Origin of the sequence: Streptomyces sp. NPDC046915 (assembly GCF_040644935.1) — a bacterium.
In the GTDB taxonomy this organism is placed as follows: Bacteria; Actinomycetota; Actinomycetes; order Streptomycetales; family Streptomycetaceae; genus Streptomyces.
The window spans coordinates 361,780-379,367 of the sequence record NZ_JBEYXB010000004.1 but is presented as its reverse complement, the minus strand read 5'-3'; the positions used below and the strand labels follow the sequence as shown (position 1 = coordinate 379,367).

The 17,588-nt window shown below is 73.3% G+C and carries 16 protein-coding genes; 4 read left to right on the top strand and 12 right to left on the bottom strand.

The window, feature by feature from the left end:
- Nucleotides 1-9: 9 nt before the first annotated feature.
- The 3 genes from ABZ915_RS12975 to ABZ915_RS12965 all read right to left on the bottom strand — a co-directional run bounded on the left by ABZ915_RS12975 (nt 10) and on the right by ABZ915_RS12965 (nt 2,485).
- Complete coding sequence (locus ABZ915_RS12975; protein WP_361800405.1) at nt 10-435, bottom strand: SSI family serine proteinase inhibitor; 426 nt, start codon at nt 433-435, stop codon at nt 10-12.
- Complete coding sequence (locus tag ABZ915_RS12970; RefSeq protein WP_361800402.1) at nt 432-1,763, bottom strand: M14 family zinc carboxypeptidase; 1,332 nt, start codon at nt 1,761-1,763, stop codon at nt 432-434. The genes ABZ915_RS12975 and ABZ915_RS12970 overlap by 4 nt, the downstream gene beginning before the upstream one ends.
- A gap of 170 nt (nt 1,764-1,933) precedes the next feature.
- Nucleotides 1,934-2,485 carry a DUF1707 and FHA domain-containing protein gene (locus ABZ915_RS12965; RefSeq protein ID WP_361800399.1) on the bottom strand — a complete coding sequence of 184 codons (552 nt, stop codon included), beginning with the start codon at nt 2,483-2,485 and terminating at the stop codon, nt 1,934-1,936.
- Nucleotides 2,486-2,660: 175 nt separating this feature from the next.
- Here ABZ915_RS12965 and treZ point away from each other — a divergent pair, with 175 nt between their 5' ends.
- The gene (gene treZ, locus ABZ915_RS12960; protein ID WP_361800396.1) at nt 2,661-4,409 is read left to right on the top strand and encodes a malto-oligosyltrehalose trehalohydrolase; all 1,749 of its coding nucleotides are present in this window, start codon (nt 2,661-2,663) and stop codon (nt 4,407-4,409) included.
- Between the two features lie 8 nt (nt 4,410-4,417).
- Here treZ and ABZ915_RS12955 read toward each other — a convergent pair whose 3' ends face one another.
- The 5 genes from ABZ915_RS12955 to ABZ915_RS12935 all read right to left on the bottom strand — a co-directional run bounded on the left by ABZ915_RS12955 (nt 4,418) and on the right by ABZ915_RS12935 (nt 8,848).
- Nucleotides 4,418-4,849, bottom strand: a complete 432-nt coding sequence (locus ABZ915_RS12955; protein ID WP_361800393.1) for a hypothetical protein — start codon at nt 4,847-4,849, stop codon at nt 4,418-4,420.
- Between the two features lie 154 nt (nt 4,850-5,003).
- Nucleotides 5,004-5,948 (bottom strand): aminoglycoside phosphotransferase family protein, encoded by a 945-nt coding sequence (locus tag ABZ915_RS12950; RefSeq protein ID WP_361800390.1) that lies wholly within the window; start codon nt 5,946-5,948, stop codon nt 5,004-5,006.
- A 58-nt stretch (nt 5,949-6,006) separates the two neighbouring features.
- Complete coding sequence (locus tag ABZ915_RS12945; protein WP_361800387.1) at nt 6,007-7,134, bottom strand: aminopeptidase P family protein; 1,128 nt, start codon at nt 7,132-7,134, stop codon at nt 6,007-6,009.
- A 175-nt stretch (nt 7,135-7,309) separates the two neighbouring features.
- Nucleotides 7,310-7,861, bottom strand: coding sequence for a PDZ domain-containing protein (locus ABZ915_RS12940; protein ID WP_361800384.1), 552 nt, complete (start codon nt 7,859-7,861; stop codon nt 7,310-7,312).
- A 120-nt stretch (nt 7,862-7,981) separates the two neighbouring features.
- Complete coding sequence (locus ABZ915_RS12935; protein ID WP_361800988.1) at nt 7,982-8,848, bottom strand: LysR family transcriptional regulator; 867 nt, start codon at nt 8,846-8,848, stop codon at nt 7,982-7,984.
- 95 nt (nt 8,849-8,943) lie between these two features.
- Here ABZ915_RS12935 and ABZ915_RS12930 point away from each other — a divergent pair, with 95 nt between their 5' ends.
- The gene (locus tag ABZ915_RS12930) at nt 8,944-9,684 is read left to right on the top strand and encodes a hypothetical protein (RefSeq protein WP_361800381.1); all 741 of its coding nucleotides are present in this window, start codon (nt 8,944-8,946) and stop codon (nt 9,682-9,684) included.
- Here the strand turns inward: ABZ915_RS12930 and cyc2 are convergent.
- A complete protein-coding gene (cyc2, locus tag ABZ915_RS12925; protein ID WP_361800378.1) occupies nt 9,677-11,836 on the bottom strand; it encodes a germacradienol/geosmin synthase Cyc2 in 2,160 nt (719 codons plus the stop codon). The genes ABZ915_RS12930 and cyc2 overlap by 8 nt on opposite strands.
- Before the next feature lie 125 nt (nt 11,837-11,961).
- On the opposite strand from cyc2, the gene ABZ915_RS12920 reads away from it, so the two are divergent.
- The gene (locus ABZ915_RS12920) at nt 11,962-13,233 is read left to right on the top strand and encodes a cytochrome P450 (protein WP_361800376.1); all 1,272 of its coding nucleotides are present in this window, start codon (nt 11,962-11,964) and stop codon (nt 13,231-13,233) included.
- Here ABZ915_RS12920 and ABZ915_RS12915 read toward each other — a convergent pair.
- Nucleotides 13,210-14,412 carry a damage-control phosphatase ARMT1 family protein gene (locus ABZ915_RS12915; RefSeq protein ID WP_361800373.1) on the bottom strand — a complete coding sequence of 401 codons (1,203 nt, stop codon included), beginning with the start codon at nt 14,410-14,412 and terminating at the stop codon, nt 13,210-13,212. The two genes, ABZ915_RS12920 and ABZ915_RS12915, sit on opposite strands and share 24 nt — an antisense overlap.
- 22 nt (nt 14,413-14,434) lie before the next feature.
- Nucleotides 14,435-15,082: a ScbR family autoregulator-binding transcription factor gene (locus tag ABZ915_RS12910; RefSeq protein ID WP_361800370.1), complete on the bottom strand. Its 648-nt coding sequence runs from the start codon at nt 15,080-15,082 to the stop codon at nt 14,435-14,437.
- Between the two features lie 445 nt (nt 15,083-15,527).
- On the opposite strand from ABZ915_RS12910, the gene ABZ915_RS12905 reads away from it, so the two are divergent.
- Entirely contained in the window at nt 15,528-16,475 is a 948-nt protein-coding gene (locus ABZ915_RS12905; RefSeq protein ID WP_361800367.1) for a lytic polysaccharide monooxygenase, read from the top strand.
- A 19-nt stretch (nt 16,476-16,494) separates the two neighbouring features.
- Here the strand turns inward: ABZ915_RS12905 and ABZ915_RS12900 are convergent, their stop codons facing one another.
- Nucleotides 16,495-17,151, bottom strand: a complete 657-nt coding sequence (locus tag ABZ915_RS12900) for a Tat pathway signal sequence domain protein (RefSeq protein WP_361800364.1) — start codon at nt 17,149-17,151, stop codon at nt 16,495-16,497.
- Nucleotides 17,152-17,588 lie beyond the last annotated feature (437 nt).

Genomic DNA, 17,588 nt, shown 5'->3' with positions numbered 1-17,588 from the left:
GTCCCGCACTCAGCCGTCCAGCGCGAACACCGCCCCCGTCCGCGCCCCCATTGCGCAGGTGTTCGAGAACGTCTCCCGGTAGTCGACGGGACGGCCGTGCCACTCCCCGCCCGCGCGGACGGTCACCGGGGCGTAGATCATCGGGCAGAACACGTTCTTCTTCCGCGGGATGGCGCGGATGTCCCCCTTCGCGGCCGTCAGTTCGCCGCAGGCCTCTGCCGCGCGCGCGTGTCCCCGCGGCGGGTCGCACAGCAGCAGGGTGCCGTGGGTGTCCCCGGTGCGGGTGTCGCCGCGGGTGACGGTGAGGTAGAGCCAGTCGCCCTGGCCGGCCGCGCGGGGCGTGGTCGCGGCGGCGGATGCCGGGCCCGCGGCGAGGAGGGCGACCGCCGCCAGCAGGGCGCCCCGTACCGCTGTCGCTTTGGTGGTGTGCGTCATTCCCGGTGCATCGGCACGGCGGCCTGTGTACCCCAGCCCGGCTCACCCGAACGGGAGCACGCGCGCGCGTACCGCTGGGCCAGTTCGAACGCGCTCAGTACGACGCGTGTCTGGTACTCGGCCTGGCGTGCGACCGGGATCCAGCGGGCCCCGTAGCAGTCGCGGTAGTCCGCGCACCAGGTGTCGAGGAGCCGGTCGAGGTCGGGCAGCGCGCCTGCCGGGTCGTGGCCGGTGCCGCGCACCAGCCGGTGCAGCAGCCCCGCCGTCCTGAGGGCCAGGCGCCGTCCGGCGATGCGCAGGGCCGCCAGGTGGGCGGTGCTGAGCGGGGGCAGCCGGCCCGCTCCCGCGCCGTCGGTGTCGGTGTCGGGGTCCCAGGCGTCGGCCAGGCCGGGGCAGACCAGCAGGTAGTCGTCGACCGGGGCGAGCAGGCGCGCCGCGTCCGGGGCGGCGGCCAGCTGGGGCCGGATGCGGCACAGGACGCCCTCCAGGAGCCGGGCGTCCTGGCGCAGGGTGCGGCTGACCGCGCGCAGCGCCGCGTCCCGGTCGGCGGGCGGGGAGGGGTCCTCCACGGCTCGCACGCCCCACATGGGCGCCTCGACGACCGCGGTCACCGTGCCGTGCCGGTGCGGGTGGAACCAGGTCGACTCGACGGCCGCCTCGGTGATGGCCGCGGCCAGGCCGACGCGGCGCGGTGGCGGGATCCGGTAGACGGCGGGTCCGACGTTCGGCCAGTACAGGGTGTCGTACGCGCCGAGCTCGCGCGGGATGCCGAGGCGGGCGGCGGCGCGGGCGACGCGCGGGGCGAGTCCGGGCAGGTCGCGGGTCAGTTCCACGAAGCCGCCGCCGACGTCGACGCCGTGCAGCGAGCACTGGAGGAAGGGCCGCAGTTCGTCCTGGAGGTCGAGCAGGGCGCGGGTCTCCGGCAGCACGACGGCGTCGGCGCCGTCGGGCAGCCATTCGGGCTGCTCCAGGAAGCCTGGCCGGAAGAAGTTCCGGAAGTAGTGCCGCAGGGTGTACGGCCCGGCCAGCCAGCCCTCGTTGCGCCGCGAGCCGTCCGGATCGAGGCACAGCAGCAGGTTCCAGGTGGCGTCGGCGCCCTCGGTCAGCCGCGGGTCGGCGAGCGCCCGTTCGGCCAGGCGCAGGACGGTGGCGCCGCCCACCGGCTCGTTGGCGTGCGGTCCGGCGACGACCAGGACGTGCCTGCTGCCGTGGCCGACGGAGAGCAGCCACAGCGGTGTGCCCGCGCGGGAGGTCCCGACGCGGCGCAGCCGGGCGGCCCCGGGACGGCGGGCGACGAGCGCCGCCGCGCGGGCGCCCAGTTCGTCCACGGACGGATAGCGCAGGAGTGGGGGCAGGGGAGCACACCTCCACTGTGTGGTGCCGGCGGTTCACATCATGTGCACGATGTACGCACAGTCAGTCACGACTTCGGGGGTACGTCAACACCGCCTGAGGCAGCCGGATTTCGGCCACGGAGAGGTTTACGGCGGGGCCGGTCTCAGTGGACGGCGAGGCGGAAGGCCATCCGGCCGAAGGAGATCTGGTCGCCCTCGCGCACGACCGCGGCGCCGATCACGCGCCGTCCGTTGACGGTGGTGCCGTTGGTGGAGCCGAGGTCCCTGAGGACCCACATGCCGCCCTGGCGGCGCAGTTCGGCGTGCACCCGGGAGACGGTCTCGTGATTGAGCCTGAGGCCGCTCGCGGGGTCGCGGCCTATGCGCAGCGGGTGGGTGTTGTCGGGGTGCGGCAGGAGCAGCTTGGGCAACTGCTCGGCCCGCCAGGCGCGGCGCAGCCGTACGGTGAAGCCGGAGACCGACTCGACGGCGCCGAACAACGCGCGCGCGAGGCGGTTCTCCTGGGGCAGGTCGGCGGTGAGGACGGCGAGTTCGTCCGAGCGTCGGGCGGCGAGCGCCAGTTCCATGCGGCGCACGAACGTGTCGTGCGACAGCCGGCCCATGGCGACGCCGTCGCGCAGCAACCGCAGCGCCTTGTCGCGCTCCGCGTCGGACAGCCGCGCAGGATACGTGGAGAACTCGAAGGACGACGTCACGCAGGTGATTGTCGGTCAGTGAACCCCGGGTGTCCAGAAAACGGGAAAACGGTCGCCACGCGCGTACTTTCGGCGACACCCGCCCGGAAAGCGCGGATGGGGAGGCGGACTGATCGCGTTTTGCAGCACGATGGACGGGCTACATCACGGTGAGCAGACGAAGGGGAACCGTCCCGTGCAGTTCGAGGTGTGGGCACCGCAGGCAGACCGTGTGACGCTCCATTGCGAGGGCGCCACGCGCGCGTTGGAGCGTGATCGGGAGCGGGCCGGGTGGTGGACCGGCGAGTCGGAGGCGGACGACGGGTCGCGGTACGGGTACGCGGTGGACGACGGCCCCGTGCTGCCCGACCCGCGGTCGCGTCGGCAGCCCGACGGCCCGGACGGCCCGAGCGCGGTCGTCGACCACACGCGGTACGCGTGGCGCACCGAGGCGTGGGCCGGGCGCGGGCTGCCCGGGGCGGTGCTGTACGAGCTGCACGTGGGCACGTACACCCCCGAGGGCACCCTGGACGCGGCGGCCGGGCGGCTGGAGCACCTCGTGCGACTGGGCGTCACGCACGTCGAGTTGATGCCGCTGTGTCCCTTCCCGGGGCGGCACGGGTGGGGGTACGAGGGGGTGTCGCTGTGGGCGGTGCACGAGCCGTACGGCGGGCCCGAGGCACTGAAACGGTTCGTCGACCGGGCGCACGAACTCGGCCTGGGCGTGGTCCTCGACGTCGTGCACAACCACCTGGGTCCGTCCGGCAATCACCTGCCCGAGTTCGGACCGTACTTCACGCAGACGCACCACACGCCGTGGGGCGCCGCGGTCAACCTGGACGCGCCCGGGTCGGACGAGGTGCGCGCGTACTTCCTCGGCAGCGCGCTGGCCTGGCTGCGCGACTACCGGATCGACGGGCTGCGCCTGGACGCGGTGCACGCGCTGCGCGACACGCGCGCGTGCCATTTCCTGGAGGAGCTGTCGGCGGCCGTGGACTCTCTGGCCGCCGAGGTGGGCCGGCCGCTGTTCCTGATCGGCGAGTCCGACCTCAACGACCCGCGGGTGATCACCCCGCGCGCGGAGCACGGCCTCGGCCTGCACGCGCAGTGGAACGACGACTTCCACCACGCCCTGCACACCGCGCTGACCGGCGAGTCCCAGGGCTACTACGCCGACTTCGCGCGCGACCCGTTCGCCGCCCTCGCCAAGACGCTCACGGACGGTTACTTCCACGACGGCTCGTACTCCAGTTTCCGGGGCCGGCACCACGGCCGCCCGCTGGACCGCGTGCGCACGGCCGGGCACCGGCTGCTCGGCTACAGCCAGACCCACGACCAGGTCGGCAACCGCGCCCAGGGCGACCGCCTCTCGGCCGTGCTCTCCCCCGGCCTGCTGGCCTGCGCGGCCACGCTCACCGTGACCGCTCCGTTCACGCCGATGCTGTTCATGGGCGAGGAGTGGGCGGCCGGCACGCCCTGGCAGTTCTTCACCGACCACACCGATCCGGAACTCGCCCAGGCGGTGCGGCAGGGCAGGCGGCGGGAGTTCGCGGCGCACGGCTGGGCCGAGGAGGACGTCCCCGACCCGCAGGACCCGGCCACCCGGGACCGCTCGTGCCTGGACTGGTCGGAGCCCGAACGGGAGCCCCACGCGCGCGTGCTGGCCTGGTACCGCCGGCTCATCGCCCTGCGCCACGAGCAGCCGGACCTCACCGACCCCGACCTCGCGGACACCAAGGTGGCGTACGACGCCCGGGCCCGCTGGCTCGCCTTCCGGCGCGGGGACGTCCGGGTGGTCGTCAACCTGGGCAAGGCTCAGGCGGCGATCCCGCTCGGCACGCGCCCGGCCGAGGTGCTCGCCGCGTGGGACCCGGTCGAGGCCCCCGGGGAGGACGGGCTGCTCCAGGTGCCCGGGGAGTCGTGCGTGGTGCTGGCGCAGGAGTGACGGGCGCTTCAGCGACCGCCGCTGGTTTCGAGGAGGGATCTGCTCAGCGCCCACACGATGAGGAGGTCGAGGGTCATCACGATGATGGACCACACCGGGTAGTACGGAATGAACATGAACTGGGTGATCAGACTGACCGCCCCCATCGTGATGCCCGCCCCGCGCCCCCAGCTCTTGCCGAGCAGCACCCCCATGCCGGCGACGACGAGCCCCACTCCGATGACGAGGTGGAGCCAGCCCCAGGCGGTCAGGTCGAACCGGTAGACGTACCGGGGCGAGGAGAACAGGGTGTCCTGTGCGATGCCGGTCACGCCCAGCAGGATGCTGAGCGGGCCGCTCAGCATCAGCGTCGCCCCGGCGAACAGGGGCAGTCCGCTGATCATCTCACCGCTGCCGTAACGGTCCCGCCCCTGCCGCACCTTGTCGGGCATCGCTGCCATGGCCTTCGCCTCTCTGTCCGGCGCGGTCGCCGACGCACGTCGCCCGTGCGGGGCCGGCCACGCTCCCTGACAGCCTCACCCGAATCCGCCGGCGTCGCGACCGCAGCCCGGCACGCACGGGTGGACCCGTGGTCCGGGGGCGGGCCACGGCCTTCTACGCCCCCTCTTCCTCGCCGTCCTCCCTGAACTCCGTCACCCGCTCCAGCAGGATCGCCTCCCAGGCGCGCCGCAGCTGGGTCCTGAGGAGCGGGAGGGGGGCGGTGTCGCGGGCCTCGATGCGGTCGGTGAGGCGGACGACGGTGTCGCAGCGGGCGAGCCACAGACCGCGCAGGCAGGGGCGGGCGCTGTATCCGGCGAGGGTGGCGGCCCGGACGGCGGCGGGCGAGCCGACGGCGAGGGCGAGGGAGGCGATGTCCTCGGCGGGGTCGCCGACGGCGGCGCCGGTCCAGTCGAGGATGCCGCGCACCCGCCCGTCGGCGCTGACCACGAGGTGCTCGCCCCTGAGGTCGTGGTGGACCAGGACCGCCGTACCGGGCTGGGCGGCGAGCTGGGCGGCGGCGGTCGGGGCCAGCTGGGTCATCCGGGCCGGATCGAACTCGTCGGCGGCGCCGAGGCGTTCGGCCGCGTGCGCGGCCATCCGGCGCAGTGCCTCCAGGGAGCGCGGGGCGGTGCGCGGGACGCCGAGTGTCTCGGCCTGCCGTACGGGCACCTCCCGCAGCCCGGTGAGCAGCCCGGCCAGGTCGGCCTCGCCGACGGCGGAGACGTCGTGCTCCTCCCCCGTGCCGCCGGGCACCCTGGTGTCGAGCGTGTAGGTGAGGCCGGGCGCCCACTCGCCGTGGGCGACGCTGGTGGGGACGGCGACGGGCAGATGCGGGCGTACGAGGTCGCGCAGGCGCAGCTCGAGGCGCTGGCGGGCGGCGGCCCCGCGGTCGGGGGCGAGGCGCAGCACGTGGCGGTCGCCGACCCACCAGGTGGAGTGCTCACCGCCCTCGGCGACGGGCCGCACGTCGGGCCCGGAGGTTCCCTCCGCGCCGTCCTTGAGCAGCGAACGGACCAGTCGGCGGACGGTGTCCGCGGTGGGTGTCGGTGCCTGGGTCATGGTCGCGCCGTTGTCGTCCCGGGGGCTGTCGGTGGGTACCCGCTGTGCCTGTGTCCTCTCAGTCCACCATGACCATCTCGCGGGTGGTGTTGTTGAGGCGGTGGCCACCGTCCTCGGTGACCGTGACGATGTCCTCGATGCGGACCCCGAAGCGGCCGGGCAGGTAGATGCCGGGTTCCACGGAGAAGCACATGCCGGGCACGAGGGGCTGGTCCTCGCCCTCGATCATGTACGGCGGCTCGTGGGTGGTCACGCCGATGCCGTGGCCGGTGCGGTGGATGAAGTACTCGCCGTATCCCGCGTCGGTGATCACGGCGCGGGCGGCCCGGTCGACGTCCTGGCAGGGGACGCCGGGCCGCACCGCGCGGAAGCCGGCCTCCTGGGCGGCGCGCACGACGTCGTGGACCCTGCGCTCCTCGTCGGTGGGCTCGCCGACGTGGACGGTGCGGGTGGTGTCGGAGCCGTAGCCGTCCTTCAGCCCGCCGAAGTCGAGGACGACCATGTCGCCGCGCCGGATGACGCGGTCGCCGACCTCGTGGTGCGGGTTGGCGCCGTTCGGGCCGGAGCCGACGATGGTGAAGTCGACCTGGGAGTGTCCGTGCCGGCGCAGCAGGCCGGCGAGGTCGTGGCCGACGTCGGACTCCCGGCGGCCGGCGAAGGGGACCTTCCGGATCTCCTCGAACGTGGCGTCGGCGGCCGCCCCGGCCGCCGCCAGCAGCTCCAGCTCGGCCGTGTCCTTGACGGCGCGCAGCATGGGCAGCGCGTCGGTGAGGGCGGCGTAGGAGGTGCCGGGGAGCGTCTTCTGAAGGCCGAGCAGGTGCAGGGCCCAGGCGTTGTCGCTGATGCCGAACCGGCCGCTGTTCGGCAGGAGGCCGGCGGTGACGGCGTACGGGTCCTTGCCGTCGGTCCAGTCCCGCAGGGTGAGGGCGGCGGCGCCGGGTGCCTTCTGGGCGTCCGGGGCCTCCAGCGTGGGCACGACGAGCACGGGGTCCCGGCCGGGGGCGAGGACGAGCACGGTGAGCCGTTCGGTGGCGGCGGTGGGCGCGTAGCCGGTGAGCCACACCAGGTCCGGGCCGGGTGCCACGAGCAGCCCGGCCAGCCCGGCGTCGGCGGCGGCGCGCGCGGCGCGCTCCATGCGGGCCCTGTAGTCGTCGGCGGTGAAGGGCGCGGGCGTACTACCGGTCATCCGGGCCTCCGTGAACGCGGGAACGTGCTGGGCATGGGACCACGGGAGCATCCTGCCCGGACACGGAGGGGGACGCGAGCCGGTTACGGGGTCCCGCGGGCGAGGCCGTGCCTCCCCTCCCCCGAATTCGAACGAAGGTTCGCCGATCACCCGTCAGGACCTCAGGACCGGGCGCTCACGTGACCAGACCGGGAACGGCGGTCAGCTGCTGATAGCCGCCGCCGCGGTGGCGCACCGTGAGGGTGACCCGGGCGCCGGGCCGGCCCGCGGCGACGGCCCGGACGAGATCGGCGGCCGTGTCGACTCGGATCTTGTCGACCTGGAGGAGCACGTCGCCACGGACCAGGCCGGCCGAGTAGCCCGGACCGGGGACGTGGACGCCGACGACCAGCGCGCCCGCCTTCTCGTCGTCCATGACCTCCAGGCCGAGGGTGGCGGCGGGCGCCGCCTGGGCGGCGGAGGGCGTCGCCGGGGCCGAGTGGCCGGGCGGCTGTGCCTCGCGCCGCAGTTCGGCGAGCCTGCTCATGCCGATCACGGTGGCGCCGAGCGTGCCGAGCCCGACGCCGGACAGCACCAGGACGGCGCCGATGAACAGGCCGAACAGCATGGTCCGCAGCCGTCGGCCGCGTCGGCGCGCGGCGTGCGGGCGCCGCGCGGGTCCGCTGGGGCCGCCGTCCCCCCGTTCCTGACCCGGGATCGGCTTGGGGCGCAACGCGGTCTGTTCCATGGATCGCCTCCGGCTGGTGCTCTCCCAGGCGCACTACCCGGCGCACCGGGGCGCGACGAGCCACGATCGAGTGAGACTGAGCAGGGGGCGGCGACGGGAAGTCATAGTCGTCGCGGCTCGTCAGTCCCTTCCGGTCAGCCGCTCCACCAGCACCGCCGCCGCTCCCCGCGGCGCCCCGGCGTACAGAAGCTCCGTGCGGTGCACGATCCGTGGCTCGGTCAGCGGGACGGCGACCGCACCGGGCACTCCGTCGGCCACCGCGCGCGGCAGCAGGGTCAGTCCGTGGCCCGCGGCGGCGAGGGCGGTCAGGACACGGACGTCGGTGCCGTCGTAGCGCAGGGCCGGCCGGAAGGCGCCGCCCCCGGCCGCGGCGCGCACCAGGCCGAGCGGCAGTCCCGCGTCGGGGGCGTCCAGCCAGCGCGCGTCGGCGAGGTCGCCCAGGCGCAGACCGGGGCGGCGCGCGAGCGGGTGCGCGGCGGGCAGCAGCACGGCGAGGGTGTCCTCCCCCACGCCGTGCGCGGTCAGGGGCGCCACGTCGGGCAGCCGCAGCGGGTCACTGGGCGCGGCCGGTCCGTCGACCAGGCCGAGGTCGGCGGCCCCGGTGGCGACGGCGGCCGGGACCGAGTCCCGGGCGAGCACCCGCAGGGTCACGCCCGCGCCGGGCAGCGCGGCGAGCACATGGGGGTGCAGCGCGGTGGGTGTCGCCGCGAGGGTCAGCCCCTGCTCGGGCACGGCCGCCATCCGTACGACGTCCGCGCGCGCCGCGTCGAGGCGCAGCAGCAGCGGGCCCGCGTGTTCCAGCAGCCGGTCCCCCGCCGCGGTGGGGAGGACGGGGCGGCGGGTGAGCAGCGGTGCGCCGAGGTCCTGTTCGAGCGCCGCGATGTGCTGGGACACGGCGGACTGGGTGTAGCCCAGCTCGCGCGCGGCCTCGGAGAAGGAGGCGAGGCGGGCGACGGTGACGTACGTGCGCAGCAGGTGCGGATCCATGGCGGACAGGATCCCATTCGACATCAGCGTTGCTTATCGAAGGTGCAGAGATCATCGTTGGACGTGAACCCGGGGGCGCGCCCAGGATGAGGGGCATGTCGAACACCGCGGTTCACACCGCCACGCTCGCCCTGGTCGGCGACCGCTCCCCCAACGTCGTCTCGCACACCCGGATCCCGCGTCTGCTCGACGCGCTCGCCGCCCGCGACCGGCTCGTCCTCGACGCCTACTGGATCCCGACCGAGGACGCCGAGGGCGCGGACGCCGTGCGCGGCTTCGACGCGGTGTGGGTGCTGCCGGGCAGCCCGTACCGCAGCGAGGCGGGCGTGCTCACGGCGATCCGCACCGCCCGTGAGGAGGGCATCCCCTTCCTGGGCACCTGCGGCGGGTTCCAGCACGCGCTCCTGGAGTACGCCCGGAACGTGTGCGGACTGACCCGGGCCGCGCACGCCGAGAACGACCCGGACGCGGAGGACCCGCTCATCGAACCGCTGGCCTGTTCCCTCGTCGGCCACGAGGCCCCGGTCCGGATCGAGCCGGGCTCGCTCGCCGAGTCCGTGACCGGTTCCGGGCGCACGGTCGAGCGGTACTTCTGCGCGTACGGCCCCTCCCGTCACCTCGACACGCTGCGCGCGCACGGCCTGCGTTTCTCCGGCCGGGACGAGGACGGCCACGTCCGGATGGCCGAACTCCCGGACTCCAGGCACCCGTTCTTCCTGGCCACGCTCTTCCAGCCGGAGCTGTCCGGCGACGGCTCGCACCCGCACCCGGTCGTCCGGGCGCTGGCGCGGGCCGCCACCGAGCACGCGGCGGCCCGCGTACGGCAGTTCAGCTGACGGGCAGGACGGGCGCCGGGGGGCGGTCCGGGAGGAAGCCGTGGGTACGGCTCACCAGCGCGCCGGACTTGTAACGGTCCACGCTCCGGTGCCAGTTCAGGATCCCGGCCAGCCAGTTGCGCAGATCGGCGACATAGCCGTCCATGGCCTCGCGCGCCTCGGCCGTGAGCCGGAAGTCCTCGTACACGACGGGCAGTTCGTGCGCCACGACATGTTCGAACTGCCGCATCCGCTGGGTCATCAGGTCGTGCACGACCCCGAGCGCGGTCGGGTAGTCGACGCCGAAGAAGTTCTGCACGACGAGGACGGCGTTGTGGATCTCGCCCTCGTACTCGATCTCCTTCTGGTACGAGAAGACGTCGTTGACGAGGCAGGCGTAGTCGATGGCGGCGTTCTCCAGCGAGCGGACCGGACCGCTGGCGTACACCTCCGGCGGGATCGCCGGGCCCTGCCCCAGGCGGCACAGGCTCAGGGTGAGGTCGGAACCGAAGGTCGCCCGCCGCATCTCCAGGTAGTCGACCGGGTCGGGGACGCGGTTCTGGAGCTGGTTGGACAGTTCCCACACCCAGCTCTCGGTCATCGTGTCGACGGTCCGTTTCAGGGAGCGCCGCTGGTCGGTGGTCATCTGCGCGGTCGTGCGCGCCCACAGGTCGGTCAGGCCGCGCTCCAGGGGGCCGGCCGGGGCGGGGGCCGGCTCGCCCGCGACGGGCATGCAGGCCGACAGCCGGGCCGTGGTGAGCCGGGCGCCCGCCAGGTCCCGGCGCCGGCCGTGCACCAGCGGGTAGTAGTCGTCGCCGTACGTCCCCCAGGCGAGCCACTGCGCGCTGAGGTCGAGGGCCTCGGGGGTGGCGTCGGGGTCCAGGCCGGCCGCGCAGAGCGGCAGGTCGGCGGCGGCGAGCTTGTCCTCGTCCCAGACGCCCTCCCCGAGGATGCCCATCCGGTGCGCCCAGGCGGTCAGCCGGGGCCGGGCTCCTTCCAGGTGCGGGCTCAGCTCCAGCGGGAAGGGCATGTGGAAGTCGGGCAGCAGGGACGGGCCGACCTTCTGGAACGGCACATGGGAGTAGGCGCGCAGGCGTTCTGCCGCCGCCGAGGCGAGCAGGGCGCCGACGTCGGCGGCCGAGGTGCCCGGTCCGGTCGGGCCGTGCCAGGGCGCGGCGGTGGTGGCGCCCTCGTTCATGTACCGGCTGGAGCGCAGGTGCCATTCGTGGCCGCCGGACTGCCAGTCCTGAAGTCCCTTGGTGTAGGCCGCCACCGCCGCGACCTGGTCCGGGGTGAGGCCCTTGTCCAGGGCGAGGGCGGGCACTTCGGTGAGCGCGGTGTGCTCGAACTGGTGGAGGCGGGAGGTGAGGATGTCGTTGACGGTGTCGGCGGCCTCCTGGGTGGTGCAGCCGAAGAAGGTCTCCAGGACCAGCACGCCGTTGCTGTTCTCCCCCTCGTCCTCGACCTCCCGCTGGTAGGAGAACAGGTCGTTGCGCAGGTGGACGGCGTCGGCGAAGGTCTCCATGAGCACCCGCAGCGGCCTCGACCCGGCGGCCGGCGCGGGCACTTCGGCGGTCGCGTACTCGACGAGCCCCGCCGACCAGGGGGCGCCGCCGACCTTGCGGCGCATCTCGATGTACTCGACCGGGTTGGCGATCCGCCCCTCGTCGATGTTGGACAGCTCCCACAGCGACTCGTTCAGCAGATGCTCGGTGGCCACGGCGAACCGCCGGCGCCAGGCGGCCGACATCGACGGCACCGTGCGCGCCCAGAGGTCGGCGAGGCCCGCCTCGACCGGGTTCTCCGGCTCGGGTACGGCGGCCCCGGGGTCCGGCGGCATGAACAGCGGCAGCCGGTCCAGGTGCGCCTTGCCGGCGGCGCGGTCCGGGGTGCGCTTGTACATGTCCAGGAAGTGGTCGTCGAAGAAGAACACCCACACGTACCAGTCGGTGATCAGCGAGAGCGCGGGGCCGTCGCAGTCGGGGTGGGTGTAGGCGCACAGAAGCCCGTAGTCGTGCGCCTCGAGGTCGGCCTGCTCCCAGATCCCGGACCCCTCCAGCATGCCCATCTCGCGTGCCCACGCCGTCGAGTGGGCGCGCGCCTCGTCGACGTGCGGGTTCAGCCGCGCGGGGTACGGCATGTAGAAGTGCGGGAGTTCGAACGGCTGCGTCATGGCCCGGCCCTACCCGCGGCTCCCAACAGGCATCCGGAACGCGGCACATGATCACACCATCGCGTGAAAGGGCGGGGAAAAGCGGAACTCTTGCCGGGCGCGGACGCAGACGCCACGGTGGTCCCATGACCTCTCTCGCGCCGTCACCGGAGACGGGGCCGGTACCCGACGTGTTCGATCCCCGGCGGTACGCCGCCGGGGTGCCGTACGCCGACTACCGGGTCCTGCGCGACCGGCACCCCGTGGCCTGGCAGGACGAGCCGGAGGTGCTGGGCTGGCCGGCCGGACCGGGATTCTGGGCGGTGACCCGGCACACCGACGTGGTGCGGGTGCTCAAGGACTCGGGGACGTACTCGTCGTACGTCGGCGCGACCCAGATCCGGGATCCCGATCCGGCGGACCTGCCGTTCATCCGGCGCATGATGCTCAATCAGGATCCGCCGTGGCACGGTCGGTTGCGCCGGACGGTCAGCCGGGCCTTCACCCCGGGGCGCGTCGACCGGTTCGCCGAGGTCGCGCGGGAAAGGGCGCGCACCCTGTTCGGGCGGGCCCTGGAAGCGGCCCGCACGGAGGGAAGCGTCGACCTGGTCGCCGCCGTCACCGACGAGTACGCCCTGCTCAACCTCGCCGACCTGCTGGGCGTCCCGCCGAGCGACCGCCGGCTGCTGCTGCGCTGGACACGGCGGGTCATCGGCTACCAGGACCCGGACGAGGCCGGTGAGCCGGTGCTCGACCGTGCGGGCAGACCGGTCGACCCGCGCTCTCCGGCGATGCTCGCGGACATGTTCGCGTACGCGCGGCAACTGGCCGCGTACAAGCGGCGCCACCCCGCCGACGACGTGCTGACCACGCTGGCCCACGACACCGAACTCCGGGACGGGGAGCTGGAGATGTTCTTCTTCCTGCTCACGATCGCGGGCAACGACACCGTGCGCGGCGCCGCTCCGGGCGGGCTGCTGGCGCTCGCGGAACATCCGGAGGCGTACGGGCTGTTGCGTGCGGGGAAGGTGCGGCTCCCGCAGGCGGTCGAGGAGTTGCTGCGCTGGCATCCGCCGGTGCTGACCTTCCGCCGCACCGCCGCGCGGGACACCGAACTGGGCGGGCGGCGGATCCGCGCGGGCGCCAAGGTGGTGGTCTTCCACGCCTCGGCCAACCGCGACGAGCGGGTCTTCACCGACCCGGACCGGCTCGACCTCGCCCGCACACCCAACCCGCACGTGTCGTTCGGGGACGGCCCGCACGTCTGCCTGGGCGCCCATTTCGCCCGGCTTCAGCTGCGGCTGCTGTACGAGGAGGCACTCGTGGCGCTGCCCGCACCCCGGCTCGCCGGGCCCGCCGAACGGCTCGTGTCCAATTTCATCAACGGCATCAAGTCACTGCCGGTGCACGTCGGTTGAGCCCCTGGCGACCTGGATCACCGCGTGCGTGCCCCCGGTGCGCCAGCGCTGTCCCTCCGCGGCGGTCAGGGCCGCTTCGGTGTCCGGGTCCAGACCGGTGATCACATCGGACTTCAGGGTGCGCAGGGCGGCGACCGGGCCCGGGAAGTACGCGGTGACGTCCCGGAAGGGCGTGGTCGGCGGCCACAGCCGGTCGCCGACCAGGCGCCGGTAGTTGAGGTCCCCCTTGAAGACGGTCAGGGTCGCGGCGGCGAACTCGGCACGCAGGTCGTCCGGCATGTCCGCGTACGGCAGCGGGGCGCAGGAGAAGGGGTGGGCGCGCACCGTGAGCCGCCCGTCTGCCATGGCCGCCCACAGCCGCCGCCCGTATCCGGCCGCCGCGCCCGGAGCCGAGGTCAGCCGGCGCAGGGCGTCCACCACGTCGGCGGTCGTGGCGTCGGAGACGTAGTACGGGTAGGACTTGATGTGCAGTACGGCCCGTGCGACGCGGCCCTCGGCGAGGAGGTGGGCGATCAGGAGCAGGTCGGGGACGAGTTCCCGGCCGGCGTTGTCCGCGACCAGGCAGAGCGTGCCCGTGCCGGAGGAGGGCAGCAGGGACCACAGGGCTTCGCTGTCGTCGGCCACCAGGGCCGGGACGGTCTCCTGGGTCTCGGCGCCCTTGTCGGAGAGGCGGAAGCCGAGGTCGGCGCGGTTGCCCCAGAGCGAGCCGTGCAGCAGGGCGCGGGCCCGTTCATCGGCCGGCAGGGCCTCGAGCGCGTCGAGCGCGGCCAGTTCCTCGTCCGTCTCCTCGGCGTCGAGTTCGGCGCGCTTGAGGGGCCGGAACGGGTCGATGCCCGCCCAGGCTCCGGAGCCGAAGTAGCCGACGGCGTCGAGGAGCCGGCGGTAGAAGTGGCTCTCCGACCACAGCCAGGGCACGTCGAACCAGGAGCGGCCGGTCCAGGTGTCCGCGCCCCAGGCGCGCCACCGGTCGCGGTCGGGCGCGTCGGCGGGCAGCGGCTCGATGACGCCCTCGGTGCAGCTCTTCAGCAGCGCGTCCAGCGCGCGGTGCTGCTCGGGGCCGTACGGGAAGGCCTCGCGTACCTGCCGGATGATCGCGGGATGCCGCTCGGCCAGTACGCTCCACGGGAAGGAGCCGGGTCGGTCACCGAGGATCACGGGGGCGGCGGGGGTGTCGGGCATAGGCGTCACCGTACCCCGCGGATCAGGCGGTTCTGGTCTCCCGTTCCAGCTGTGTGGCGAGGGTCAGATAGCGGGCGCGCCGGGGTACCGGCACCATTCCCCGGATCATCAGGTGCCACATCTCGGCGACCCTGCGGGGCAGCCGCCCGTCGGGGTCGAGGGAGCGGCCGGCGACCCGGGTGCCGACGAAGAAGTACACGAGGGAGTGGGCGGCGGCGTCCACGTCGATGTCCGGATGGACATCGGACTCCTTGACCGCGCCGAGGAGTTTGCGGGTGGAGAGGTCCAGCCACTCCGAGAACGGGTGCTTCAGCGGCGGCCGGACGGCCACGTCCGCGGTGGCGAGGCGGAGTCCCGCCCGGGGAATCGGGTCCTCGACCGCGAGCCGGGCGATCCCGAACGTGGTGCGGATCAGGAACTCCAGCGAGGAGCAGCCGCGGCTCTCCACCTCCCTCGTCACCATCCGCGACGCCTGGGCCTGCAACTCCATGATGGCGCGCGCCAGATCCTCCTTGGCCGCGAAGTGGAAGTAGAGCGCGCCCTTGGTGACCCGGGCATGCTCGACGATGTCGCTCAGGCTGGTCGATTCGTAGCCATGACGGTCGAACAGGTCGGCCGCGGCCGTGATGATCGTCGCCCGGGTCTGCTCGGCGCGTAACTGCCTCGCCATCTACGGGACACTCCTTGAAGTCAGAAACGTACGGGACGTGCCGTTTGTTTTTTACCCCACGCACACGATAACTCACCCTGCGACAACAGAGCAGGTTTGTGCAGACTCGGTGGCCGACACGTGCAAGCCATGCAAGCGGCTGTCCGGGCGCCTGCGAAGGTCAATAAGCGGACGATGTCAATCGAGGCCCCTCCCTCGGCTTTTGCCGTCTTCCGGAGGCCATGGCGGACGGCCGGGCCCCCGCGCCCGTGATCGCCACGATACGAGGAGGTCGGGCGGTTCTCAATGGGACCTCAAACGGACGGGCCGGTCGGTGCATGCAAGCACCGACCGGCCCTGTAGGTCGGCGGATCCGTACACGAGGGGGCGAACTGAACGCCGGCGGCCTTTTTCCCGTACTGCACGGGACATACCGTTGCCCCGCCGGCCGAGGAGGCGTCCTGCGATGAGTCGGATGACCGTACATCTGAGGGTCACGGGGGCCGCCGTGGCGGCCTCGGCCCTGCTGTCGCTGTGCGCGGCGGGACCGGCCCGGGCGCACGGCGCGCCGACGGATCCGGTCAGCCGGGTGTACGCCTGCTCCCCCGACGGCGGTGACGCGGCCCGCTCGGCGGCGTGCCGGGCGGCTGTCGCCGCCAACGGGGCGCCCTTCACGATGTGGGACAACCTGCGGGTGGCGGGCGTGAACGGCCGGGACCGGCAGGTGATCGCGGACGGGAAGCTGTGCAGCGGCGGCCTGCCCGCCTACAAGGGGCTCGACCTGGCCCGTACGGACTGGCCGTCGACCCGGCTGACCCCGGGCGCCGGGCTGACGATGACGTACGCCTCGACGATCCCGCACACCGGCACGTTCAAGCTCTATCTGACCAAGCCGGGCTACGACCCGTCCAAGCCGCTGACCTGGTCCGACCTGCCCTCGAAGCCCTTCGCCCAGGTCACGGACCCGGCGTTGACCAACGGCGCGTACCACATCAGGGCCACGCTGCCGTCGGACCGGACGGGGCGGCAGATGCTCTACACGATCTGGCAGAACAGCAGCACGTCGGACACCTACTACTCGTGCTCCGACGTGGTGTTCCCGAAGGCGAAGGCGGGCAAGGCCACCGACCGGTCGCCCTCGGCCCCGGCTTCGGCCGGCGCGGCGACCGGGAAGGCGACCCGGCCGTCGGCCGGCGCCTCCGGCCGGCCGACGGCCACGGAGTCGACCGCGGCGGCGTCCGGCAGGGCGACGACCGCCCCCCGGACCGAGGGCACCGCAGCCGACAGCACCCCGGTGGCCTCCACCACCGACACCGGCTCCGGGCCCTCCGCCCCGCTGCTGGCGGGCGGCGCCGCCGCGGTGCTGGTGCTCACCGGGGGCGCCGCCCTGGCCGTACGTCTGCGTCGGCGGTGAACGCCTCAGCTGCTTACGCTCAGTTGACGTAGACCGAGGCGCCCGAGTCGGTGACGGGGGCGTACTTGGCGGTGAAGTAGCCGCTGGAGAAGCAGAGCGAGGAGCCGGAGCTCTTCGTGAACTGCTGGTTGGTGAAGCTGATGCTGTTGTCGCTGTTGTCGGCCTTGCCGGACAGGCTTGCCGCCTGGTAGACGCAGGTGATGGAGCCCAGCAGGGTCTTCAGCTTGACGGTGGTCTGGATGGTCGAGCCGCTCGCCGGGGTCACGGTGAGCGTGCCGTCGGAGGCCACGGTGGTGGTGTAGGGCATGTTGTCGACCGAGATGCTGCTCACGCCGGTGACGCCGAGGACGTTGCTGGTGCAGCTGCTGGCGTCGAAGGTCTGCGCGGTGGCCGCCTCGGTGGCCGTGCCGGGTGCGGCGGGGTTGTCCTTGACGGTGGCGGTGAACTGCGACGACGTGCACTTGACGCCGCTGGTGCCGGTCGCGCTGGAGTAGAGCGTGGCGGAGGTGCCGCTCGCCAGCGGTGCGGTGAGGACGTCACCGACCGCGACCGCGGTGCCGCCGGCGCTGCCGGTGGTGAGCACAGCGGTGCCGTCCGCGGAGGCGGGGACGGCGGCCAGCGGGAGCGCGAGTGCGGCGACGGCTCCGGCGAGGGTGACGAGGGTACGGGTGCGCATGCGGGTGCCTCATTTCTGAGTGGGGGGCTGGTGAGGGTGAGGTGGGGGGTTGAGGGCGCGCCGGGGCGCCGGCCGCTGCCGGTCCGTGCACGCCTTCTCCGTACGTGACGGACCGGCAGCGGCGGCTGGACACCGGCCGTAAGCCTCGGGGGGAGACTTCCGGCCGGGCCGAATGAGGGCGGCCGGGCACGGGCCGTGAGCCCTAGGGCAGGGAAGGGCCCGTGCCGGGACCGCGCTTGTGCGGAGGCGGTCTGGTGGAGTGCCGCGCCGGGAGCACCCCTGGAGACGACCGATGGTGCCGCACGGCGGATCCGGCGCCACGGATCCGGTTGAGCCAGGGGCAGTTGTAGACCTGAGGATCAGTCAACGTCAAGGTCGATCAAGGGAGTTGCTGCACTTGAAAGGAGCCGACGCATAATCGACACTCTTTTTTCACA

What these genes read in the sequence shown, in the direction of transcription:
- ABZ915_RS12955 (WP_361800393.1), bottom strand. Translation starts at nt 4,849, where the DNA reads ATGGCAGCGATGCCCGACAAGGTGCGGCAGGGGCGGGACCGTTACGGC.
- ABZ915_RS12930 (WP_361800381.1), top strand. Translation starts at nt 8,944, where the DNA reads ATGTCGAACACCGCGGTTCACACCGCCACGCTCGCCCTGGTCGGCGAC.
- ABZ915_RS12975 (WP_361800405.1), bottom strand. Translation starts at nt 435, where the DNA reads ATGACGCACACCACCAAAGCGACAGCGGTACGGGGCGCCCTGCTGGCG.
- ABZ915_RS12935 (WP_361800988.1), bottom strand. Translation starts at nt 8,848, where the DNA reads ATGGATCCGCACCTGCTGCGCACGTACGTCACCGTCGCCCGCCTCGCC.
- ABZ915_RS12910 (WP_361800370.1), bottom strand. Translation starts at nt 15,082, where the DNA reads ATGGCGAGGCAGTTACGCGCCGAGCAGACCCGGGCGACGATCATCACG.
- ABZ915_RS12945 (WP_361800387.1), bottom strand. Translation starts at nt 7,134, where the DNA reads ATGACCGGTAGTACGCCCGCGCCCTTCACCGCCGACGACTACAGGGCC.
- ABZ915_RS12950 (WP_361800390.1), bottom strand. Translation starts at nt 5,948, where the DNA reads ATGACCCAGGCACCGACACCCACCGCGGACACCGTCCGCCGACTGGTC.
- cyc2 (WP_361800378.1), bottom strand. Translation starts at nt 11,836, where the DNA reads ATGACGCAGCCGTTCGAACTCCCGCACTTCTACATGCCGTACCCCGCG.
- ABZ915_RS12940 (WP_361800384.1), bottom strand. Translation starts at nt 7,861, where the DNA reads ATGGAACAGACCGCGTTGCGCCCCAAGCCGATCCCGGGTCAGGAACGG.
- ABZ915_RS12915 (WP_361800373.1), bottom strand. Translation starts at nt 14,412, where the DNA reads ATGCCCGACACCCCCGCCGCCCCCGTGATCCTCGGTGACCGACCCGGC.
- ABZ915_RS12900 (WP_361800364.1), bottom strand. Translation starts at nt 17,151, where the DNA reads ATGCGCACCCGTACCCTCGTCACCCTCGCCGGAGCCGTCGCCGCACTC.
- ABZ915_RS12905 (WP_361800367.1), top strand. Translation starts at nt 15,528, where the DNA reads ATGAGTCGGATGACCGTACATCTGAGGGTCACGGGGGCCGCCGTGGCG.
- ABZ915_RS12920 (WP_361800376.1), top strand. Translation starts at nt 11,962, where the DNA reads ATGACCTCTCTCGCGCCGTCACCGGAGACGGGGCCGGTACCCGACGTG.